The organism is Syntrophorhabdales bacterium, from assembly GCA_035541455.1.
In the GTDB taxonomy this organism is placed as follows: Bacteria; Desulfobacterota; Syntrophorhabdia; order Syntrophorhabdales; family WCHB1-27; genus JADGQN01.
This window is the reverse complement of record DATKNH010000160.1, coordinates 1-21,081: the sequence shown is the minus strand read 5'-3', so window position 1 is coordinate 21,081 and position 21,081 is coordinate 1. Positions and strand designations below refer to the sequence as shown.

General features: G+C 52.5%; 21 protein-coding genes. 8 read left to right on the top strand and 13 right to left on the bottom strand.

All coding sequences use genetic code 11. From position 1 onward, the window contains the following. Window position 1: 1 nt before the first annotated feature. The 7 genes from truB to rimP are packed head-to-tail and all read right to left on the bottom strand — an operon-like array spanning window position 2 to window position 7,026. Window positions 2-889, bottom strand: coding sequence for a tRNA pseudouridine(55) synthase TruB (gene truB, locus VMT71_17270; protein HVN25721.1), 888 nt, complete (start codon window positions 887-889; stop codon window positions 2-4). Then, window positions 886-1,830: a bifunctional oligoribonuclease/PAP phosphatase NrnA gene (locus VMT71_17265; GenBank protein ID HVN25720.1), complete on the bottom strand. Its 945-nt coding sequence runs from the start codon at window positions 1,828-1,830 to the stop codon at window positions 886-888. The genes truB and VMT71_17265 overlap by 4 nt, the downstream gene beginning before the upstream one ends. Beyond that, window positions 1,814-2,164, bottom strand: coding sequence for a 30S ribosome-binding factor RbfA (gene rbfA / locus VMT71_17260; protein ID HVN25719.1), 351 nt, complete (start codon window positions 2,162-2,164; stop codon window positions 1,814-1,816). Before rbfA ends, VMT71_17265 begins: the two co-directional genes overlap by 17 nt. Beyond that, complete coding sequence (locus VMT71_17255; GenBank protein ID HVN25718.1) at window positions 2,154-2,453, bottom strand: DUF503 domain-containing protein; 300 nt, start codon at window positions 2,451-2,453, stop codon at window positions 2,154-2,156. The genes rbfA and VMT71_17255 overlap by 11 nt, the downstream gene beginning before the upstream one ends. Before the next feature lie 9 nt (window positions 2,454-2,462). Continuing rightward, window positions 2,463-5,081, bottom strand: coding sequence for a translation initiation factor IF-2 (infB, locus tag VMT71_17250; protein ID HVN25717.1), 2,619 nt, complete (start codon window positions 5,079-5,081; stop codon window positions 2,463-2,465). A 27-nt stretch (window positions 5,082-5,108) separates the two neighbouring features. Beyond that, window positions 5,109-6,506: a transcription termination factor NusA gene (gene nusA / locus VMT71_17245; protein HVN25716.1), complete on the bottom strand. Its 1,398-nt coding sequence runs from the start codon at window positions 6,504-6,506 to the stop codon at window positions 5,109-5,111. Between the two features lie 13 nt (window positions 6,507-6,519). Continuing rightward, window positions 6,520-7,026: a ribosome maturation factor RimP gene (gene rimP / locus VMT71_17240; GenBank protein ID HVN25715.1), complete on the bottom strand. Its 507-nt coding sequence runs from the start codon at window positions 7,024-7,026 to the stop codon at window positions 6,520-6,522. Between the two features lie 502 nt (window positions 7,027-7,528). Here rimP and VMT71_17235 point away from each other — a divergent pair. Both VMT71_17235 and VMT71_17230 read left to right on the top strand, forming a co-directional pair. Beyond that, a complete protein-coding gene (locus VMT71_17235; protein HVN25714.1) occupies window positions 7,529-8,857 on the top strand; it encodes a UDP-glucose/GDP-mannose dehydrogenase family protein in 1,329 nt (442 codons plus the stop codon). Further along, window positions 8,850-9,857 (top strand): UDP-glucuronic acid decarboxylase family protein, encoded by a 1,008-nt coding sequence (locus VMT71_17230; GenBank protein HVN25713.1) that lies wholly within the window; start codon window positions 8,850-8,852, stop codon window positions 9,855-9,857. The genes VMT71_17235 and VMT71_17230 overlap by 8 nt, the downstream gene beginning before the upstream one ends. 40 nt (window positions 9,858-9,897) lie before the next feature. On the opposite strand, the gene VMT71_17225 is transcribed toward VMT71_17230, so the two are convergent. After that, window positions 9,898-11,037, bottom strand: coding sequence for an MraY family glycosyltransferase (locus tag VMT71_17225; GenBank protein ID HVN25712.1), 1,140 nt, complete (start codon window positions 11,035-11,037; stop codon window positions 9,898-9,900). A gap of 424 nt (window positions 11,038-11,461) precedes the next feature. Between VMT71_17225 and VMT71_17220 the strand changes: the two genes are divergently transcribed. Genes VMT71_17220 through VMT71_17210 form a run of 3 tightly spaced genes read left to right on the top strand, consistent with a single transcriptional unit; the run spans window position 11,462 to window position 14,227 of the window. Next, window positions 11,462-11,893 carry a S26 family signal peptidase gene (locus tag VMT71_17220; GenBank protein ID HVN25711.1) on the top strand — a complete coding sequence of 144 codons (432 nt, stop codon included), beginning with the start codon at window positions 11,462-11,464 and terminating at the stop codon, window positions 11,891-11,893. Window positions 11,894-11,910: 17 nt separating this feature from the next. Beyond that, window positions 11,911-12,999 (top strand): radical SAM protein, encoded by a 1,089-nt coding sequence (locus VMT71_17215; protein ID HVN25710.1) that lies wholly within the window; start codon window positions 11,911-11,913, stop codon window positions 12,997-12,999. Further along, the gene (locus VMT71_17210) at window positions 12,974-14,227 is read left to right on the top strand and encodes a radical SAM protein (GenBank protein HVN25709.1); all 1,254 of its coding nucleotides are present in this window, start codon (window positions 12,974-12,976) and stop codon (window positions 14,225-14,227) included. The genes VMT71_17215 and VMT71_17210 overlap by 26 nt, the downstream gene beginning before the upstream one ends. 91 nt (window positions 14,228-14,318) lie before the next feature. Here VMT71_17210 and VMT71_17205 read toward each other — a convergent pair whose 3' ends face one another. Beyond that, window positions 14,319-16,172: an ABC transporter ATP-binding protein gene (locus tag VMT71_17205; GenBank protein HVN25708.1), complete on the bottom strand. Its 1,854-nt coding sequence runs from the start codon at window positions 16,170-16,172 to the stop codon at window positions 14,319-14,321. A 233-nt stretch (window positions 16,173-16,405) separates the two neighbouring features. Here VMT71_17205 and scmE point away from each other — a divergent pair, with 233 nt between their 5' ends. Continuing rightward, the gene (scmE, locus tag VMT71_17200; protein HVN25707.1) at window positions 16,406-17,521 is read left to right on the top strand and encodes a SynChlorMet cassette radical SAM/SPASM protein ScmE; all 1,116 of its coding nucleotides are present in this window, start codon (window positions 16,406-16,408) and stop codon (window positions 17,519-17,521) included. A gap of 71 nt (window positions 17,522-17,592) precedes the next feature. Then, complete coding sequence (gene scmF, locus VMT71_17195; GenBank protein HVN25706.1) at window positions 17,593-18,822, top strand: SynChlorMet cassette radical SAM/SPASM protein ScmF; 1,230 nt, start codon at window positions 17,593-17,595, stop codon at window positions 18,820-18,822. On the opposite strand, the gene VMT71_17190 is transcribed toward scmF, so the two are convergent. Both VMT71_17190 and VMT71_17185 read right to left on the bottom strand, forming a co-directional pair. Then, window positions 18,798-19,214, bottom strand: coding sequence for a signal peptidase I (locus VMT71_17190; protein ID HVN25705.1), 417 nt, complete (start codon window positions 19,212-19,214; stop codon window positions 18,798-18,800). The genes scmF and VMT71_17190 overlap by 25 nt on opposite strands. Next, a complete protein-coding gene (locus VMT71_17185; protein HVN25704.1) occupies window positions 19,214-19,423 on the bottom strand; it encodes a hypothetical protein in 210 nt (69 codons plus the stop codon). The genes VMT71_17190 and VMT71_17185 overlap by 1 nt, the downstream gene beginning before the upstream one ends. 247 nt (window positions 19,424-19,670) lie before the next feature. Between VMT71_17185 and VMT71_17180 the strand changes: the two genes are divergently transcribed. After that, window positions 19,671-19,922, top strand: a complete 252-nt coding sequence (locus tag VMT71_17180) for a hypothetical protein (GenBank protein HVN25703.1) — start codon at window positions 19,671-19,673, stop codon at window positions 19,920-19,922. On the opposite strand, the gene VMT71_17175 is transcribed toward VMT71_17180, so the two are convergent. Together VMT71_17175 and VMT71_17170 are read right to left on the bottom strand one after the other, a co-directional pair. Then, on the bottom strand, window positions 19,919-20,230 hold the full coding sequence (locus VMT71_17175) for a hypothetical protein (GenBank protein HVN25702.1): 312 nt from the start codon (window positions 20,228-20,230) through the stop codon (window positions 19,919-19,921). The two genes, VMT71_17180 and VMT71_17175, sit on opposite strands and share 4 nt — an antisense overlap. 72 nt (window positions 20,231-20,302) lie before the next feature. Beyond that, entirely contained in the window at window positions 20,303-20,932 is a 630-nt protein-coding gene (locus VMT71_17170) for an HAD family hydrolase (GenBank protein ID HVN25701.1), read from the bottom strand. Between the last annotated feature and the right edge of the window lie 149 nt (window positions 20,933-21,081).

Here is a 21,081-nt window from a genome sequence, read left to right as displayed (position 1 = left end):
CTTAGCTGTTAATTAGCCTCTTTATCCGGATCGTTCTCGTCGGCCCATCGATTTTTCCTATGCCGATTACGCTTCCGGTTCCGGACATCAGCTTAGCAAATTCACCATTTTTTAAATCCCTGGAGCCTTCCAACAAGGGCACGGGCATGCCGTTCCGCAAGAATCTTTCCAGGTTGGAATCAACCGTCACCTCGCGCAGATTTTTCAAAACATCTCGCAAGGATAGGGTGTATTTTACTATATCCTGCTCCGTTTTTAAAGCCTCAAGAGGGGTGCTCATATCCAGGGTGAATTCACCGTGACGCGACCGCTTCAACGAGTGGAGCGAAGCGCCGCAACCCAGGACCGCCCCAAAATCGTGCGCAATCACACGAATGTAGGTCCCTTTACTGCACCTTACTTCAGCGTCCACGTATGGATGAGCATACGCAAGGAATGTAATGTCATGCACTTCGACGTCCTTGTAGGGCGTCTCCATCACGACGCCTTTCCTCACCCATTTGTAGAGAGGCTTACCGTCTATCTTCTTGGATGAGTACACTGGCACCTTCTGATGTATCTTCCCCTTGAACGCAAGCAGGGTCTCCTCTATGGTCTTGAGGTCATACTCGGGTGGATTAACCTCGGTGATGCGCGTACCCTCAAGATCGAACGTGTCTGTGGTAACTCCCAGCACAAAACGAGCTATATAGGTCTTTTCTCCGTTTTCGAGGAAGGGGATGAGCTTGACTCCCTCATTGAGGGCCACGGGTAAAATTCCGGTAGCGTTACGGTCAAGAGTGCCTATGTAGCCAATCTTCCTGAAGGGACAGATGGCTTTAAGCCTTTTTATGACATGGTAGGAGGTTATTCCCGCATTCTTATTGATAACAAGAAAGCCGTCCATCATAGCCGGAAAGCCTCGACAAGAAGTTTTTTTACCTGGTCGATGCTACCCTCAAGGACGCACCCTGCGGCATTCTTGTGGCCCCCGCCGCCAAAATGTCTTGCAGCCGACGCCACATCTATCTTCCCTTTGGATCTCATTGATATCTTGTAGCGGTCAGTACCGATCTGTCGTGCGACCAGTGCCACCTCTACACCCCTCATTTCTTTAAGAAACTCCACAAAGCCTTCGGTATGTTCTCTTGAACCACCCGTTTTACGGAACATATCGTCTGTGATTTGCACAAACGCGATCCTGTTATCGCGGTACGTCTCAAGGGTTGTGAGCGCTGCGCAGAGAAGCAGGAACCGTTCCTTGGGATGGCTCTCATATACCTTCTCGGCAACGTAGGAAGGGAGTACCCCGAGATGGGTCATCTCTTCGCAGATGAGGAATGCCTTCGAGTTCGTGCTGTTGTACCGGAACGAGCCTGTGTCGGTAAGTATGGCAGTGTAAATATTCATCGCTATATCGTGATCTATCTTGACATCCAGCGCCTTGATGATCGCGTAGATGATTTCCGCGGTGGAGGAAGCCCGTTCGTCGATGATGTTCAGGTAGCCGAATGCCTCGTTGGTGTCGTGATGGTCGATATTGATTATCGGGCCTTGTTCTTTCAGTTTTTCGTGGTCATTCCCCACACGGAAAAAATCGCCGCAGTCCACTACAAAAACAGCGTCGAACTTGTTTGCCGAGATCGCGCGCACAAAATTTGGCGGCTGAGGGAGAAACTCGTACTTGTAGGGCACCTTGTCTTTCAGGTAGACCACCGCCTCTTTCCCCAGCTTTCCAAGAGCAAAAGCAAGGGCAAAGGCCGAGCCTAAAGCATCGCCATCGGGATCTATGTGAGAGGTGACCACAAACTCTTTCCCGTTTGCCAGTATCTCCTTAATCCTCTGAAACATTACTCACCTTTTTCAGGATGGCGTCAATTCTGGCAGCCCTTTCCTGGTCTGTGTCGTACACGAAGGTAATCTCCGGCATGTATTTCATTCGCACCTTGCCGCCCAGAAGGTGCTTGATGTAATTGGTTGCACGTTTGAGCGCCTCGGCAGTATGCTCCTTTTCCTCATCCGATCCGTACACCGAGTAGTAGACCTTGGCATACTTTAAATCATCGCTCATCCTTACGTCGATGATTGTAATGAAACCGAGACCGGGATCCTTTATTTCCTGCTGCAGGATCATCGATATTTCTTCCCGGACGAAGTCCTGCATGCGCTCTTTTCTATATTTCATCGCCGACCATCATTATTTCAGTTCTGGTGTCAATCACTTTGCCTATGTATAGCTCTTCGATGAAAAGGTGAATGTTTTCGACCATGCGCTCCACCACATCCCTTCCATTACCCACCACAGAGAAGCCTACGGTTACACGCTGCCAAAGGTTTGTACGATCGACCTCCATGACTGACACATTAAACTTCTGCCTTGTTCTTTCCACTATCCGTTTTGTGGCCTGTCTCTTTTCTTTCAGAGAATGGTTGTCAGGTAAGAAGATTTCGACGCGAGAAATGCCGACGACCATGGAAACAAATTAGCCATCGAGAGTCTGTTTTTCTTGTTCTTCAACAAAGAATTCGATGACATCCCCTTCACGTATATCGTTAAATCCCTCCAAGGCAAGGCCGCACTCATATCCGGCCTGAACCTCCTTGACATCATCTTTGAAGCGCTTCAAAGAGGCAAGCTTGCCTGCATAGAGTTCCGTTCCATTCCGTCTCACTTTAGCCAGGGCGCTCCTCGTCACTTTGCCCTCTGTGACGTATGATCCAGCAATGCTACCCAGCTTGGAGACCGTGAATATCTTTCTGACTTCTGCCTTCCCGATACTCACTTCCACGATCTTCGGCGCAAGCATGCCTTCCATAGCTTTTCGCACTTCGTCGATCATCTCGTAAATGATCGAATAGGTGCGGATCTGCACGTGCTCCTGGTCTGCGAGAGCTTGCGTTTTTGGTATCGGTTTGACGTTAAAGCCGATGATGATGGCACCGGATGCCATTGCAAGGTTAACGTCGGTTTCAGTAATGGCGCCGACGCCGCTGTGGATGATCTGAATCTGAATGTTCTGCGTGGAGAGTCTCGTCAGTGCGTCCTGGATGGCATCGAGTGTACCCCTCGCATCACCCTTCAACACCACATTCAACGTCAGTCTCTCTATCTCTTCCATCTTGGCATACAGGTCTTCAAGGGTAACCCTGGGGCCCGCCATGGCCTCTTTCTCTCGCGCCTTCTCCTGTCTGAATCTGGAGAGTTCCCGTGCGTAGCTCTCTTCCGTCGTTGCCACAAAGGAATCACCTGCTTGGGGCACGTCCGAGAAACCAACGACCAGCACCGGGGTGGCCGGAGGCGCTTTCTGTATCCTCTTTCCCTTATCGTCGATCAGGGCGCGCACGCGACCGAAGATAGTCCCTGCCACAAATGGATCGTGGACGCTGAGCGTGCCTTCCCTGACTATGACGGTACCGATGGGCCCGTGTCCCTTATCGAGACCCGACTCAATAATAATGCCTTTGGCAAGCTTATCAGGATTTGCCTTGAGCTCGAGCATCTCGGCCTGAAGCAGGATCAGTTCCAGAAGCTCGTTGATTCCTGTCTTTTTCTTCGCAGAGATTTTTGCCATAAGGGTGGTCCCGCCCCATTCTTCCGGAACCAGACCATGTTCGGCAAGTTCTTTTATAACCCTCTCCGGGTTTGCATTCGGTTTGTCGATCTTGTTTATCGCCACGATAATGGGAACGTTGGCGGCTTTCGCATGGTTGATGGCTTCCACAGTCTGGGGCATCACCCCGTCATCCGCCGCCACCACCAGGACCACTATGTCAGTTACCTGTGCGCCGCGTGCCCGCATTGCAGTGAACGCTTCATGACCTGGAGTGTCGAGGAAAGCGATCTGCTTACCATTGACCTGCGCGAGGTAGGCGCCTATATGCTGCGTTATGCCCCCTGCTTCCCGTTCTGCAACATTGGTATTCCTGATGGTATCCAGGAGAAGTGTTTTTCCATGGTCGACGTGACCCATGATGGTAACAACCGGAGAGCGCGCCTTGAGGTTCTCCTTCTCCTCAGATTCCCTGGCCTCTGTTTCTCTCGCCTGGAATTCCTCCTCCATCGAGAGCACGCGTTCTACCTCAAAACCGAGTTCTGTCGCTACAAGAGATGCAGTTTCATGATCGATCGATTGGTTGATGCTGGACATCACGCCGAGAGAAAACAGTTTGCTCATGACGTCCTGGGCCTTGACGCTCAACCGTTTTGCCAGTTCTCCAACCTGGATCTGGTCAGCAATCCGCACTGCCTTTTTAACAATTCTCAGCTCGGGTCTCGCCTCTTCTTCAGCCCTCGCCTCCGCTCTTCCCCGCCTGTCCTTTCTGAAGGGGAGCGCCTTGCCACCGCGGCGCCTGAAGGCATACAGGTCCTCTTCGCGTATTACTACTTTGCGCTTGAGAAGCCCTTTCTTCTTAGTCGTGGTAGATTCCAGTTCCTCTTCTTCGATTTTCTTGAGGAGCCGTTCAGCTTTCTTGCGCTTCTTCTCTTCTTCCGGTTCTTCCTCAACCAGCTTGAATTCTTTTTCCAGATCCTGTTTGTATACCTCTTCCAGTGCCCTGGTAATCTCCTGCTTTTTTTCCTCGCCGATGGTTTCGATCTCTGGCTTGGCCGGTTCTTCCTTGGCGGCCTCTCCTGCAAGCCTTACGGGCTCCTCGACTTGGGCTTCAGCCTGGGCGGCTTGCGCCTGCACTTCTTGAGCGGCGGGAGCCTGCGCCGCAGTTGCAGGGGGAGGCGCTGTCTCTACTTCGACATTTGACGGCTCAGCCGTGCGTGCTTCCGCTGCTTCCTTCCTGATAGCGACCCTTCTCTTTGGTAGAGGCCTCGTGGCTGCGGCTTCTTCCAGCGGAGCCTTTGTTTCTTCTGCTGTTTCTACAGCAGCTTCTGGAGGCGGGGTCTGGACACGTCTTCTGATGACGGTCGATGCCACCCGCTTTTCTATGATCTTCTCGCCGCTTGCGCTTACCTTTTCCTTTGTGTCCTCGTGGATCTCTGCCGTACCGGCTTTTTCTTTCTCCTTGCCCTTGGCGCCGATATTCTTGAGCTTCGATAAGACCTGCTCGTCTTTCATCTTATCGGTGAGGGTAGTAATTCTTATCCTTGGCATGCTGCTAGACCTCCCTGTACTCCCTTGCTAACCCTCTGTCGGCGTCTGCGCGACTGTATCGGCAGTTCCTTTTACGTGGCCCTCCGCATGGCCTTCGGCATGCTCTGCAGCCTGCCCATCAGCCTGCTCTGCTTCTGCGGCCTCTTGAGGCTGAGCTTCCAGCGCTGCCTGCTCTGCCGCCTCTTTTTCCGATACTTCCGCCCACACTTTAGCGTTATCTATTATTGCTCTGCAGTCTTCGACCGATATGCTGGTAACTTTTGTGAGCTCTTCCGGTGCAAGACGGGCTATGTCTCGGCCATCTCTCAGGTATTCGTCGAAGAGCACCCGCGCCAGTATCTCATTGATTTTCAGGTTCTCCATCAGATCGTCTATAACCTTGCGAGAGGTTTTCTCCACCTCCGACTCGCTCTTTATGTCTATCTTCCAACCTGTCAAACGTGAAGCCAGTCTGACGTTCTGCCCCTTCTTTCCGATGGCGAGTGATAGCTGGTCATCGTTGACCACAATCTCCATCGAGGTATCTTCTTCGTTGATGTAAACTTTAGAGACACGGGCCGGTGCAAGTGCGTTGCAGGCGAACTTGGCGGCGTCTTTGCTCCACGGTATGATGTCTATCTTCTCCCCTCGCAATTCCTGAACTACTGCCTGCACGCGAGATCCCTTTACGCCGACGCAGGCTCCGATCGGATCGATGCTGGCATCTCCGCTGTTCACGGATATCTTGGCTCTCTCGCCCGGTTCTCTTGCAGCGCCTATCACCTTGATGATACCTTCCTGGATTTCGGGGACCTCGACCTCGAAGAGTCGTATCAGGAAATTAGGATGCGTCCTCGACAGGAGGATGGTGCAACCCTTCTGGTCTTTTTCCACCTCAAGCACGTACGCCTTGACCCTGTCCCGCCGTTTAAAATTCTCATTGGGTATTGTTTCCTTGAAGGGCAAGACTGCTTCAGTCTTGCCGAGGTTAACGACGTAGTGGTTTTTCTCCACTCGTTGTATCATGCCTGTCACGATCGTGCCTTTGCGATCCTTATACTCATTATAGATGACGTCGCTTTCCGCGTTTCTCACTTTCTGCATGATGACTTGCTTCGCGGTCTGCGCGGCTATTCGGCCGAGCTGTGAGGTGTCCATCTTGATGCCTATTGAATCGCCTATCATGCATTCGGGATCGACCTGCTTTGCATCTTCCAGGAGAATCTCCAAATCCGGATCTTCCACCTTCTCGGCAACAGTCTTGAATCGGAAAATCTCTATCTCGCCCATTTCTTCGTTATAGCGCGCTTCAAGCTCAAGATGATTGCCGAATTTTTTCTTGGAGGCTGAAAGCACTGCCTCTTCCAGCGTTTCTACGATAATCTCCTTGGGGATGCCCTTCTCTTTGCCCACCTGTTCGATCACGTAATTTAGGTCGAAATACATACTTTTGTACCTCTCACAGCTCGAATTCTAAATGTGCCTTCTTTATAGCACAGAAAGGAATATCATAGATATCCGCTCTTGTTTCGTTTTTTGCCCGGCTCGCAGTCATAATCTTCACACTTTCTTCACTCACCTCGCGTATCTCTCCCTCAAACTCGCTTCTCGAATCAATGAGTGACGAGGTGACTATTTTGCAGCGTTTGCCCTTGTAGCGTTCAAAATCACCTTTATTCTTCAGGGTACGAGTAAGCCCGGGCGACGATACTTCAAGCGTGTAGGGATGATCGATAATATCATCCACATCAAGAATTCGCTCCAGCTCCCTGCTCACCCGCTCGCAATCGCCTATTGTGACCCCGCCTTCTTTGTCTATATAAACGCGAAGCAACCATCGGCCGCCCGCCGGATGAAACTCAACTTCCACGAGTTCCAGAAGTTCGTCCCGCACTATAGGTTCCACAAGGTGCGTGACAGTCTCGATTATCTGCTGAATCTCAGCCATACCGCTATAGGGGCTCACGTCGCCCTCTCCATCAGCAGAGCTGCTGGAGCCTCCCCTTCTCGCTCGCTAAATAGATTTCTTACCGAAATCTATAACGGGGCTCACGTCACCGCCACCCACTTCGTGGGCACCCAGCCCGCAGAACTGCTGGAGCCTCCCCTTCTCGCGAGCTCTCGCTCGCTAAATAGATTTCTCATGGAAATCTACTGCCCTAAAACTAAAAAAAGCGGGTCGAGCCCACTTCCAGTGCTGTTACTATAGCATATAATCTGATGTATTTCAACAATTTTTCAGCTTAAATATCGTCCAGAACCTAGGTCCAGGGTCCAGAGGCCCTGTAGAGGAGAAAAGAAACGACAACCACCAGAGGAGGTGTTTCCTCGCGTAGAAGCCGGGGCTTTCACTGGCCAGTATCGGATCCCGTTAACTGGTCTCCAGGACCCGGGTTTTTCATGGCGTGGTATTGACTTTGCAAGCGGCAGACGGTAAATAAGAAATAAGGAAACGCCAGGGAGGGTGTATGCGTATTTCTGTTATTGGTGTTGGTTACGTTGGGCTCGTATCGGGTGTCTGCTTCGCAGAGGTCGGAAATAATGTCCTTTGCATGGACGTGGATCGGGAGAAAATAGAGCGCCTCAAGCGCGGTGAGATACCTATCTATGAACCCCATCTTGAGGAATTGGTCAAGAATAACATCAGGGAGGGGCGCCTTGAGTTTACGGACAGCATTGAGGAAGCCGTGCAGCACGGGCTCATCATCTTTGTCTGTGTTAATACCCCTCAGGATCATGACGGGTCAGCCGATCTGCAATACGTGTTGAAGGTTGCTTCCGGTATAGGGCAGTCTCTTGAGAAGTATCGCATTATAATTGTGAAGTCGACTGTGCCTGTTGGTACGTGCGAAAAGGTGAGAGACACAATCCGGCACGAACTGGAAAAGAGGGGCACGGAAGTTCCCTTCGATATCGCTTCAAATCCCGAGTTCTTGAAAGAAGGCGTTGCCGTGGATGACTGCATGAAGCCAGAAAGGGTAATCGTCGGTGTTGAAAACAGCAGAGTCGAAGAAATTCTGAGCGAGCTGTACGCGCCGTTTGTAAGAACAGGCGCACCTTTTCTTGTCATGGATCTCAGGTCAAGCGAGATGACGAAGTACGCGGCGAATGCAATGCTTGCAACTCGCATCTCCTTCATGAATCAGATGGCGAGTGTCTGTGAGAGGGTCGGTGCGGATGTCATGAAAATAATGCGAGGTATGGGCTCGGATTCAAGAATAGGACCGAAGTTCCTCTTTCCGGGCGTAGGCTTCGGCGGCTCCTGTTTTCCGAAAGACGTACGGGCGTTGATCAAGACATCCGAAGATGCCGGTTTTCATTTTTCAATCCTTTCAGAGGTCATGGAGGCGAATAACGCGCAGCGATTCAACTTCTTAAAAAGGATCCGCGCCTTCTACAATGAAAACGTCGCCGGAAAGAAACTGGCGGTTTGGGGCCTTGCTTTTAAACCTAACACGGATGATATGCGAGAAGCGCCGGCCATAGATGTGATAAAAGGGCTCACGAGCGGTGGGGCCGCGTGTCATGTGTACGATCCGAAGGCTTCAGAAAATGCGGCTAAGATTTTTGACGGTGACACATCAGTGGTCTTTGGTAGGAATCAGTATGAGGTGCTTGAAGGCGCGGAAGGTTTGATTCTGCTGACCGAGTGGCTCTCCTTCAGGGAGCCCGATTTTGACCGAATGAAGAATCTCATGAAAAGGCATGTCATCTTCGACGGACGGAACCAGTACAATCCCAAACTGGTCGCCGAGCGCGGCTTTAGCTACCTTTGCATAGGGCGACCCAATGTATAAGTACGGTCCCTACAAAGATTCTAAAAGGATTCTCGTAACCGGAGGGGCGGGTTTTATCGGTTCTCATCTCTGCGAGAGGCTTGTTAGCGACGGGCATGATGTAGTCTGCCTGGACAATTTTTTTACCGGCACCAAAAAGAATATCGCTCATCTTTTCAATCGCCCCAACTTTGAACTGATGACCCATGACATCACCGAGCCTGTCATGCTTGAGGTCGACTGGATATTCAACCTGGCATGTCCGGCAAGCCCTATCCACTACCAGTACAACCCCGTTAAAACGACGAAAGTGAACGTACTAGGGGCTCTCCACGTGCTTGGCCTTGCAAAGAGAGTCAGGGCACGAGTACTGCAGGCATCCACGAGCGAGGTGTATGGCGATCCCGATGTGCACCCTCAGCAGGAGGAGTACTGGGGGAACGTGAACCCCATTGGTAAACGAAGTTGCTACGATGAGGGAAAACGGCTGGCTGAGACGCTCTTCTTTGATTACCTGCGCCAGAACAAGGTGGATATCAAGGTCATTCGTATCTTTAATACCTACGGACCAAGAATGAGACCCGATGACGGCCGGGTGGTGAGTAATTTCATCATGCAGGCTTTGCGAGGCAAAGACATCACCGTCTATGGTCAGGGGTCACAGACCAGGTCCTTCTGTTACATAGATGACCTTATCGAAGGCATGATCCGCATGATGGATTACGAAACGGGCGAGCACGAAAGGGAAAGAGATTATACCAGGCCTTATCTCTCCGGTTTCCCCGGCCCCGTCAACCTTGGTAATCCTCACGAAGTGCAGGTGGTCGAATTAGCCGAGCGCATCGTCGACATGGTCGGCTCAGGCTCCAGGGTCGTTTTCGAGCAACTCCCCGAAGATGATCCCAGGAGAAGGTGCCCTGACATTTCAAAAGCCCGTCAGCACCTCGACTGGCAGCCCAAAGTTCCTCTGGAAGAGGGATTGCGGAAGACGATAGATTATTTCATATCAGCCGGTAAGTAGATTCCCGGTGCCGCCACTCCGCTTTTTTGTTGCCGGATGATCAGCGTGTTCCTAAAGCGGCCTTCGGGCCGCACTCCTCTGTTGGGGGCTCCATCTCCCCGCTTATTGTGGCTCCTGTTCTTACTGCCTCGTGGTCCCGTACCTGTATTTGTGGCTGAGTTCTTGACGCGGTTTCATGCGTTCTTCTTCCAAGCGCGTCCGCAAAGATGCTCAGAAAGATTGAGCCGGTGAGCACGGCGATCAGATAGGGGGTCGACGTTCCCCTGGAATGGATCAGCATTGCAGCGAGTCCGAAGAGTGCGGTGATCGACCAGAGCAGCAGCACACTTTTCCTGTGAGAGCACCCGGCCTTGAGGAGAAGGTGATGAAGGTGGTTGGTATCAGCCTTGAAAGGATTTTTTCCCGTAAAGAGCCGTAGCGCCATGACCCTTAGCGTGTCGAAGATTGGCACAAGGAGAAGGAGCACGGGTAACATTGGTTCAACGCGACAGCGCGCATCCTGTGTAAGCGTCACCGAGAAAAAAGCGAGGGAGAAACCGAGAAAGAGACTACCCGAGTCGCCCATGAACACATGGGCCTTGGCAAGCATGTTGTAACGCAGAAAGGCGCCTATTGCTCCGGCAAAGGCGACGCAGAGCCCCGCCAGTACCTGATTGCCTGATACGTAAGCGACGATGGCAATGAAAAGAGAGGCGATGAAGGAAATGCCCCCGGCAAGTCCATTCAGGCCGTCTATAAGGTTCATTGCGTTGGTGACGCCCACGATGCAAAGATACGTGAAAGGAATGGCGGCGGGGCCGAGACTGATCTGGCCGAAAGAGCCGTAAGTGCCGATGCTCCGCAAAACAACATCGCCGCCAAAAACAACGACCGACGTGGCTGCAAGGGTCGCAAACAGCTTTGCAGCGTAACCAAGCTGCTTCCAGTCGTCAATCGCGCCGACCAGTACAAGCAGGGAGGAGGCCGCCAGATACGAGATCAGGCGATTATCAAGGTTCATGAAAAAGAAGATGGGAAGTATGCCGATGAAAAATGCCAGACCGCCCCATCGAGGCGTCGGGTTGGTATGTACTCTCCTCTCGCCCGGGTGATCGATACAACCATATTTTCCCGCAAGCCGTATAATTGAAGGCATCATCAAAAGCGTGATCACCAGAGGAAATCCGAAGAATAATACCATGCGCCTCCCAACCGAAAAGACGTGTTCTGACATTCCAACGGCGGCCACTTCTTGCCCCTCATCGAGTGAATGGGGCATATGTCCGAAGGCCGCACCATACGGTTGAGCAAGAAGAATGCCGATCGCTATATGTATAAGTAATTGATAACACTAGTTAATTTTACCAATGGGTCTTTTGAAAGTGGTGAAAAAATTCAGCCCCGGCCGTTTTGTTCCTACGCCTTTCAATTGAATTGAAACTGGTACGCATATTGCACTGATTTGTTCAATGTTTTCCAGACTGATCATTGAATCTGCGGCATCTCGCAGCGTCTGTCGGGCCGCAGGAGGTGAACCGTGCCTTGCAGTCCCGGCATTCATTCAACTTATGCGGATAACGCTGGCCGAAGGGATACCATTTCAGTTCCGGGCCAGAGGTTCCAGCATGCACCCTTTCATTAAGGACGGGGATGAGATCACAGTCTCTCCAGTAAGAAATGGTTTGCCGGGCGTTGGTGATGTAGTGGCGTTTATTGGAAAGGGATCGGAAAGATTGCTGGTACACAGGATCATACACATCGATGGAGATTCTTACGGCATGAAGGGAGACGGCACAATAGGCGGCGGGGATAACCCGGTGACAGCAGCCGACATCCTAGGCATTGTCTCAAAAGTGCGACGAGACGGTAAGAAAATTCGTGGTGGCATAGGTACGGAGAAGTGGCTTATTGCCTGGTGTTCTCGAAGGGCGCTGTTAACCCCTGCAGTTCATGTTGCATCTCGGATCCTTCACGTAGTGCGCAGTGTGGCGCCGGTGGCGCATCAAAAAAGAGCGACTCTCAACAAACGATGTCCACGTGGTACAGGGAGGGAATAGGGTTGCACGTCTCTTTGATGAACATACAGAAAAGAGATGCTTACGCGGACCGGCTGCAGCGAAAGATGCTTCTTGAACGACGGCCTGTCAGCGGACAGATAGACCTGACCTATCGCTGCAACCTCAGGTGCGTGCACTGCTTCATCCCGAAAGAAAGAGATAAAGAGGAGCTAACCTTCGACGATGTAATCTCCATTATAAACAAGATCCACAAAGCAGGTTGTCTCTGGCTTTCTTTAAGCGGAGGCGAAGTGTTCCTGAGGGAAGATTCCCTGGATATCTACACCTATGCCCGCAAGAAAGGCTTCCTGATTACGATTCTGACGAACGGCACGCTGATCAACGAAAAAATAGCCGAGTATCTTGCGAATCTTCCGCCTCACTGCATTGACATCACACTCAACGGGATCACAGAAAGAGTCTATGAGGACGTGACGCAGGTAGAAGGAAGCTTTGCGAAGGTGATGAAAGCAATAAAGTTGCTCGCGGAGAGAAACATACCTCTAACACTCAAAGCTAACGGCATGAAGAGCAATGGCCATGAGATAGTGATGATAAAGCAATTTGCCGAGAGGGTGCTGGGGAAGAAGCGCTTCCGCTGCGATCTGGCGCTCTGCGCAGGTATTGACGGATCCAAAGAGCCCTGCAAACAAAGGCTTACTCCCGATGAGATAGTGTATATCCAGAATTCCGATGAGGATATGCTTGCTTGCTGCCGCGAGCAGTTTTCACGCCATAATGTCGATGCACCCTTAAGAGAAGGCTATCTCTTTCCGTGCGGCCTTTCCTCTTTTCACGTTGATCCTTATGGGAAGATGCGCCTGTGTCTCTTTGTGAAGGAGCCATGTGCTGATGTGGAAAGCGATGATTTTCTGCAAAGCTTCGCACGGCTCCAGGGCTATTTTCTGGGCCTGACGACAAAGGCTGCTACCAGGTGCCGGCACTGTGATATCCAGTACCTCTGCCGGCAATGTCCCGGAAGGGCACTCGCCGAAAACGGCGATATGGAACAGCCGATAGAATTCTTCTGCGAATTAGCACATCGGCAGGAAGAAACTAAAGGAGAACTCTTTAGCTCGCATGATTCAAACGCTCGACTATCATAATCTGCAATCGCGGTTATTTAAAAAAGCGGGGCGGAAGTTCTTCCCGATCAAGGCGATGGTTGAGCTTACGTATAGGTGCAATCTCAAGTGCCGCCACTGCTATGTGGCGCCCCAGACCTGTTACAGGGGACGCAAAGAACTGGATACCGGGCAGGTCTTCAATATCCTGGACCAGTTGACGCAAGCGGGATGCTTGAACATGGGTTTCACAGGGGGCGAGCCGTTCTTGCGTGAGGACATTTTTGAAATATTGGCACACGCAAAGAAGAAGGGGTTGAACATTGTAATTCTCACCAACGGGACGTTGATAACGCCTGACAAAGCCGATAGGCTGGAAAGACTCGGCCTAAATAAAATAGACATCTCCTTTCATACGGTGAATCGAGATACGTTCGATTGGTTTACTCAAAAAGCGGGGACATACAAGAAGGTTATGAATGCCATAGAGCTTCTGCGGGGAAGAGGGATTGACGTATATTTGAAAACCACCGCAATGACCATAAACAAGAGCGAGCTGGTAAAGATGAGGCACTTCGCGGTAGAGAAATTCGGAGCGCATTTCCGCCTGGGTTATGAAGTAAGCCCTGACTGGGATGGCCGAAAAGACGCTCTAGAATTTGCCCTCACTCCCGAAGAGATTCGCCATACAATTGAGGCTACGCAAGAAGATACGGAGCGGCAGGTCGAGACATCGGATGACTCAAAGAAGAAAAACCGAAAATCGGGAACAGCAATACAAAGAGTCTATCAGATACCGCACCATCGATTGTTTCGCTGCGGCGCAGGCAGAACAGAGGCAGTGATCGGCCCCTACGGAGACATTAGGCTCTGTCTGGATATACACGATCCCAAGTACAACATGTTGGAGATTGGCTTTTTTGCAATAATGAAAGGCTTTATCGCCACTCCGCCTCCACCTCCCATGTCTGCCTCTCCTGAAGACAAGATCGATGGCATCATCGACACCATCGATGAAGCTCTCGCGGGAGGAGACTGCGGCAAGGTTCACATGAAAGGGCTGGAACAGCTGCTCACCATGGCAGCTCATGCGGTAGAGAAGGGGAAGATCAAAAAGGCCTGTAACAAGCTTGACAATGCCTACGACCGTGTCAGCAAACGCCTGAAGTCCAAGAAAGCCTGTGTTGCGCAACTTGCCGCTGAGATACAAGATCAGATTCAGGATGTGATGGAAGACCTGGAGTGCAACCCACAAAGCTGCCGTCATTGACGGTAATAGAATAAATTCAGCAGGACGGATGCCCGCGTGTGCCGGCATCCGTCCTGCCATTACCGCAACCTGCCCATCGTCTCCTGCTTGTTTACTTTACCTGGAATATCCTCAGTGCCGATGCTTTATCGTCGGCAACGACCTGCTGGCATGCGACCAGAGAACGATAATACTCGTTGTTCTGGAACAGCTCCTGATGAGTACCTACGGCTGCTAAACGGCATCCGTTCAAGAGAAGAATCCGGTCTGAGTCCTGGATGGTGGAGAGCCGGTGTGCCACAACGAAGAGCGTCTTGTTGCGCACGAGCAAAGGGAGCGAGTGGAATATCGATTTCTCCGTGAGATTGTCGAGCGCGGAACTGGGCTCATCGAGAACCAGCAAGTCCGGACGCTTGACTAGCGCTCTCGCGATGGAGAGTCGCTGGCGCTGCCCTTCTGAAAGGCTGACGCCGTTCTGACCGATCTCCGTCTCGTAACCGGAGGAGAGACCAAGGATGAACTCGTGAATGTTGGCGGCTTCGGCAGCCTGGAATACTTCCTCGTCCTTCGCTTCAGGATTACCGTACTTCAGGTTATCAATGACAGTTCCCGTCAGAAGCAGCGTGCTCTGTGAAACGTAGCCAATACGGCGACGCAGCGCACTAACTTCAATATTATCTGCGGGAATCCCATCAAAATAGACTTCTCCTGAGGTCGGACGGTAAAAGCGGAGAAGCAGGCTGATAAGCGTTGTCTTGCCTACACCGCTGGGACCAACAACGGCGATGCGTTCCCCTGGTGCGACGCTAAACGAGATGTTTTGAAGAACGGGATTCTGCTCATCGTACGAGAAGGAGACATCTCTGAATTCGACATTGCCTTGCAGCTGATCTATGTATCGACCCGTGCCGGCGTTCTCCTCCGGGACCAGCTCAAAGAGCGCGGAGACACGTTCCAGAGAGGCTCTGGCGCCCTGGAGCCCCATGTTGGCTGACGCCAGGAACTGCGCCGGTCCAAACACGTATCCGAGATAGCTTTGAAAGGCGAAGAGGGAACCGAGCGTCCAGTGGCCCGTTATGACCCAATAAGCTCCGATCGCGAGCACCGAGAGGTTCACTACACTCGGCATGGAACCTATAGCAAGCCCGCCGATCGAGTTCACCGTAGACTGTTCGAGCGAAAGGTTGAAGATCCTGCGCACGCCTGAAATCACCGTCGAAACTGCCCGCTCCTCTGTCGAGAAAGCCTTGATGAGCGACGCCGACGACAGGCACTCCTGAAACCGGCTGTACACATTGGCCTGCTGTTCCATCATCCAATGGCTCATGACCCGCAGTCTGCCCGAGAAATAACGGATCATGAGAACGAGACCCGGAAGGACGAGTATGGCTGCGAGGGCGAGCCTCCATTCAAGCCAGACGAGGAAGCAGAGACCGCCGATAAATCTCAGAATATTTGTGATGATGTAGACAATGGTGCTCGAGAAGAACCACTGCAGGCCTCCCACGTCAGACGACAACCTGGACATGAGATACCCCGTTTCTTTGGTATCGAAGAACGCTTTCGGGAGACGCAACACGTGACCGAGTAAGCTCTCCTGAATGTCCATGGTCACGCTCTGCTCGAAACGAGCAACGTAGAATTGCTGCAACAGACCGCAGAGTTTTGAGCATCCGGAAATCGTAATCATCAGCAGAATTACGCCGGGCAGGAGCTTCAGTTGCCGCCCCGTCAGGACAGTATCCACGAAGTATCGTGAGATGAGAGGCTGCGGGAAGCTCAGGAGCGTACCGATAAGGATCAGCGCCGCACCGATGATGCCTTTGCGCCAGTGTTGAAGGACAAAAGGATAGATGTGCTTGAGATTCTTCCGGAGGTCGGTAGGTAGTTCCCCTTGGGCGGATATCTGGTCAACAGGTATCTTCCTTGAGAATCCCTGTTTAACGTACGAGAGCCATGTCTTCATGTGTCCCTATCTCTCAAAGAGGATGTGTATCGTGCGACATGGACGGGCCCATCGCTTGCAATGGTATTCCGGCCGGCAAATGTCCGTCACAGGTCCTGCACATGGCGTGCCACGTCTGAGGTGCTTCCGGTTCCTGGTACATAGATTGCAGCATACCGTTCGAAAGCGGGGCACACGTTCGAAACAGGGTGGTGCCTTGATGAGGGAGAACAGTCGCACTCCGGAGGTAACCTATGAATGTCATGCGAACGCCGAAATCGATGGACATTGACATAACGGACCGGTGCAACCTTCGCTGCAAATACTGCAGCCATTTCTCGAGCGCCGGGGATGTGGGCAGGGACATCCCCACAGAAGAGTGGCTCTCGTTCTTTGAGGAGTTGGGCCGGTGCGCTGTCATGGATGTGACGCTCTGCGGCGGTGAGCCTTTCATCAGAGAAGACCTGAGAGAGCTTATCCAGGGCATTGTCCGCAACCGAATGCGTTTCAAGATTCTGAGCAACGGCACATTGATCACCGACGAGATGGCTGCCTTTATCGCCTCAACGAGGCGCTGCGACAGCGTGCAAGTTTCCATCGACGGTTCAGTACCGATCACGCATGATGCCTGCCGGGGCAGGGGAAGTTTCCGGAAAGCAATGAACGGAATAAAACATCTTCAGCGTCATAATCTGCCCGTCACAGTGCGGGTGACGATCCATCGCAGGAACGTGCGGGACCTTGAAAATGTTGCGCGACTCCTGCTGGAAGAGGTAGGTCTTTCGGGGTTTTCTACCAACTCTGCTTCTCACCTCGGCCTGTGCCGGAAGAACGCCGGGATTGTTCAGCTCACAGCCGAGGAGCGTTGCCTTGCCATGGAAACGCTGCTGAGGCTGAACGCGAAGTATAACGGTCGTATCAGTGCTGCTGCCGGCCCGCTCGCGGAGGGGAGGGGTTGGCTGGAAATGGAGCAGGCCCGCAAGCAAGGGAGAGAGATGCCCGGCCGAGGCTTCCTCACCGGCTGCGGAGGACCGATGAACCAGATAGCAGTGCGAGCCGATGGAGCTATTACACCCTGTGCACAGATGCCTCATCTGGTGCTGGGCCGCATAAACCATGACGATCTTCGGGAGATATGGCAACACCATCCAGAACTGAAGCGGCTGAGAGAGCGACGATCCATCGCGCTCTCGAGCTTTGAATTTTGCCGGGGCTGCGAGTACATGAGCTACTGTACGGGGAGCTGCCCCGCTCTGGCCTACACGATGACGGGCAGCGCTTACCATCCTGCACCGGACGCCTGCCTCAGGAAATTCCTGGAAGAAGGTGGACGCCTGCCTGAAGACGCAGGCTGTGCGTGCTGCGCTTAAAGAATGTGAACACATCGTTCTGCCGTCCCGTGTAGTATGGTACAGGCAGAAGAAAAATTACGGGGGACTTCATGGAGCTAATAAAATCGATCACGCCGATTCCAGAACGGGAACCAGAAAAGGTAGAACAGACAAACCCCTCCCCGTCCTGCAGTTGTCAGCCGCGTTATGGTCTCAACTGCATCTACTTCTACCTCACCGAGGGTTGTAACCTCGCCTGCCGTCACTGCTGGATTGCTCCCAAGTTCCAGGGTGGAGGGAAAAGCTATCCGGCACTCCCTGTGGAACTTTTTGAATCGATACTTCAGCAGGCAAAACCTCTCGGCCTGACCAGCGTGAAATTAACGGGTGGTGAGCCGCTTATGCACCCGCAGATCATGGAACTGCTCGGGATCGTGCGCAGGGAGGATCTGGGTCTGACGGTCGAAACGAACGGTGTTCTGTGTACCCCCGAACTGGCTCAGGAGCTCAAATCGTGCAAGAACACGTTTGTATCGGTCAGTCTTGACGGAGCCGATGCCGAGACCCATGAGTGGATGCGCGGCGTTAACGGTTCGTTTGAAGCGGCGCTCTCGGGCATCCGCAACCTTGTCTCCGTGGGTTTCAGGCCACAGGTGATCATGAGTATTGTGCGCCGAAACAAAGACCAGATGGACGCAGTGGTGAGGCTTGCCGAGTCACTGGGTGCGGGCTCTGTCAAATTCAACCTTGTGCAGCCGACTGCTAGGGGTGAGAAGATGCATGAACAGGGAGAGGCACTGACAATTGACGAACTTGTAGAGCTGGGCGCGTGGACCGAAAAGAAGCTTTCTTTCTCAACCGGCCTCCGTCTGTTTTACAGCCATCCGGCTGCTTTCAAGCCGATGAGCAAGATGTTTGGTGATCAACAGGGCTGCGGCGTCTGCGGAATCCTGGGAATCCTCGGTGTACTTGCTAATGGTTCGTATGCGCTTTGCGGTATCGGCGAGACCGTCCCTGAGCTTGTCTTTGGTCACGCTTCTACCGACAGGCTGGAAGATGTCTGGCGCGACTCCTCCGTGCTCAATGAACTGCGCGACGGCTTGCCCCACGAGTTCGAGGGCATCTGCAAAGACTGTTTGATGAAGAGTATGTGTCTCGGGAGCTGTGTTGCCCAAAACTACTATCGGAGCAAGAATTTATGGGCAGCTTTCTGGTATTGTGAAGAGGCACAGAAAAGAGGGCTTTTCCCGCGAAGCCGCGCAGTCCTCGCCGACCGGGATTCAGGCAACGGTATCTGCCCTCCACCGCAAGGTTTTCAGGAGACGGCGCTTCGTGCGTGAAGGGCGGAACGAGTGAGACGGGCCCACGCGCTGATACGCTCAAGGGCTCGCGCTCCTTTTACCGCATATGAACCGATATAGCCTCCCCGGATGCGCCGCCAACGCTGTCCGCTCAACGCGTACGCGACATAACCCACGACCTGGTGTGGCTGCACAATCCGCGGATCAGCCCGTCTATTGTTATCCCCCTTTGTTCTGATGCCGCGTGCTTCGCAGGCTTTCACGCGGTGCACGACGCTGCAATTCTGCGAAAGACATGAGTAGAAAATCACGTCACCGCATCTGATCTTATTGCCGGCATATGGGATAACCTGAAGGATATCCCCGGGGTTAAAGAGAGGCTCCATGCTCGAGCCTTTGTAGGCGACGTAGGTGTGAGAGGATGCAGCCATCAGGCAATGAATGGACGCACGTAGCACCAGAGGCGAAACGCGAGAGGCGAGAGAAGACCCATCTTGGCCAGCATTCCCATCAACGAAAGGTCGGCGCTTCCGCCCTGAGAAGATGTTTTCCCGGAGCTTTTCACGCGAGGTGCACCTCCGGGCAGATTGACCATCATGCCGCTATTATTATTCGAATACGCGCAGTCATCGGTTGCCACAGTGGCTCTCCCTTTTTGTCGGACGCGAGATCAGCGGCCCGGGGTCTGCATCTCCACTATAAAAGGATCTAGATGAATCGTATCCATACTTGCTACGAAGCTTTGCTTTAGGGCTCTGTTAGTTTTCGGAGAAATTCGCCGGAAACTTTAGAGGTACTCAGTACTGAATAGGGATAGGTGTGCAGTAGGGAGGAGAGCTGCTGCGCGCTCTTCTAAAGATATAGCCGATTGTGTATAATCTGGGGCTATGACGGAGAGAGAAGAAAAATTAGCTCGGGAAGGATGGGAGCGAAGGTTTGTTGCGGCCGGGCCGAGACTCCAGGAGGCAGTCGATCTTTACCGGGAGATAGGCTTTGAGGTGCTTCTTGAACCGATGCCGGCCCAAGAAGAGCTGAAGGTTGGGGATTGCGAGGAGAGCGGCTGCACCGCGTGTTTTGACGTTGACAGGGATCGCTACAGGATCATCTATACCAGGGCTGAGCGGGACGCAGTCGGCTAAGGTTTTTTGAAAAGCTCATTCCAGAGCTTTTCGGCCTCCGCTTTGGCCGAGTTCTTCTGCGCCGGTTTTATGCCATTGACCGCGTATCGCCCGGCTTTCTCGCTGAAACGGAAGAAATCGCAATAGGTAGCTCTATCCTTTTCTTTGACCGGTTCAGCCTGGGACTCTTCGCACGAATTGGCTTTTGATTCGGAGAAAAAAGCGCAGTTCAGACAGACTCGAACATCGGAGCCGCAGTTCGGACACTCATCACGTCGCGAGACTTTCTCTATCTCAATCGTAGTGCCGCACTTGTAGCACCTCTTCATGCTTCCTCCGTCACCAGTTAGTCTGTAACCCGTAACTCGCAACACGTAACTCGTAACCCGTAACGTAAGCTGTCACAGTCTTCTCAGGAGTTCCCTCAGGTCAGTAATGACGTTTCCATTGCTCTCGCCGGAGGGGTTGTAATGGTAGCATTCAATCCCAAGGGAACCCGGCACCTGATAGTCGAAAATCTCATGGTCACCCACGTGCACAAGATCCTCTGGTGTAATACCGAGAGTGGCTGCAAGCCTGTGATAAAATCTCTTTTCTTTCTTTACCATGCCGAGGTCTGAGGTCGCTGATACCACATACTCGAAATGATCTGCAATGCCTGCCTGGGCGAGCTCCTTGTCCACAAATATGCGGGCAGCATTTGAAGCTATCACGAGCCTGTAGCGCTCTCTAAGCCTGCGGATCACCTCAAGGGCATGGGGCACCACCTCTATGTGCGCAGCGTACGCGTCCAGTAAGTCATGTGCTGATACCTGCAAACCGAATTTGGCGAGCCAGTAATCCACGTCATACCAGAGCAGGTTCGAGTCACCAATCTCTTCATACTCCCTGAGGATGATTCTCTGTGCTTCCTCGAATTGCACGCCATATTTTTCGGCGTATTTGCCCGGGATGCCGCGGTGCCATACCATATCGCCGAATTTCCCCTGAACGAGCGTCCCGTCAAGGTCGAAAGAGATCACCTTTTTCATGACTGCGTTACCATCTTGGCTTGTCGCGCCTCTCGGTACCGAAGGTCTCGATAAGGCCTACTTTCCAAAGATTCTGCTCCTTGAGCATCTTTAGCCGGGCGGGTTGATCTGCCTTCTTGAACTGCAGCACGATTTCTGCCTGGTGTTTG

Bases quoted from the DNA above. Each gene is read 5' to 3' on its own strand.
- truB (HVN25721.1), bottom strand. From the start codon at position 889: ATGATGGACGGCTTTCTTGTTATCAATAAGAATGCGGGAATAACCTCC.
- VMT71_17265 (HVN25720.1), bottom strand. From the start codon at position 1,830: ATGTTTCAGAGGATTAAGGAGATACTGGCAAACGGGAAAGAGTTTGTG.
- rbfA (HVN25719.1), bottom strand. From the start codon at position 2,164: ATGAAATATAGAAAAGAGCGCATGCAGGACTTCGTCCGGGAAGAAATA.
- VMT71_17255 (HVN25718.1), bottom strand. From the start codon at position 2,453: ATGGTCGTCGGCATTTCTCGCGTCGAAATCTTCTTACCTGACAACCAT.
- infB (HVN25717.1), bottom strand. From the start codon at position 5,081: ATGCCAAGGATAAGAATTACTACCCTCACCGATAAGATGAAAGACGAG.
- nusA (HVN25716.1), bottom strand. From the start codon at position 6,506: ATGTATTTCGACCTAAATTACGTGATCGAACAGGTGGGCAAAGAGAAG.
- VMT71_17235 (HVN25714.1), top strand. From the start codon at position 7,529: ATGCGTATTTCTGTTATTGGTGTTGGTTACGTTGGGCTCGTATCGGGT.
- VMT71_17230 (HVN25713.1), top strand. From the start codon at position 8,850: ATGTATAAGTACGGTCCCTACAAAGATTCTAAAAGGATTCTCGTAACC.
- VMT71_17225 (HVN25712.1), bottom strand. From the start codon at position 11,037: ATGGTATTATTCTTCGGATTTCCTCTGGTGATCACGCTTTTGATGATG.
- VMT71_17220 (HVN25711.1), top strand. From the start codon at position 11,462: ATGCACCCTTTCATTAAGGACGGGGATGAGATCACAGTCTCTCCAGTA.
- VMT71_17215 (HVN25710.1), top strand. From the start codon at position 11,911: ATGAACATACAGAAAAGAGATGCTTACGCGGACCGGCTGCAGCGAAAG.
- VMT71_17210 (HVN25709.1), top strand. From the start codon at position 12,974: ATGATTCAAACGCTCGACTATCATAATCTGCAATCGCGGTTATTTAAA.
- VMT71_17205 (HVN25708.1), bottom strand. From the start codon at position 16,172: ATGAAGACATGGCTCTCGTACGTTAAACAGGGATTCTCAAGGAAGATA.
- scmE (HVN25707.1), top strand. From the start codon at position 16,406: ATGAATGTCATGCGAACGCCGAAATCGATGGACATTGACATAACGGAC.
- scmF (HVN25706.1), top strand. From the start codon at position 17,593: ATGGAGCTAATAAAATCGATCACGCCGATTCCAGAACGGGAACCAGAA.
- VMT71_17190 (HVN25705.1), bottom strand. From the start codon at position 19,214: ATGGCTGCATCCTCTCACACCTACGTCGCCTACAAAGGCTCGAGCATG.
- VMT71_17180 (HVN25703.1), top strand. From the start codon at position 19,671: ATGACGGAGAGAGAAGAAAAATTAGCTCGGGAAGGATGGGAGCGAAGG.
- VMT71_17175 (HVN25702.1), bottom strand. From the start codon at position 20,230: ATGAAGAGGTGCTACAAGTGCGGCACTACGATTGAGATAGAGAAAGTC.
- VMT71_17170 (HVN25701.1), bottom strand. From the start codon at position 20,932: ATGAAAAAGGTGATCTCTTTCGACCTTGACGGGACGCTCGTTCAGGGG.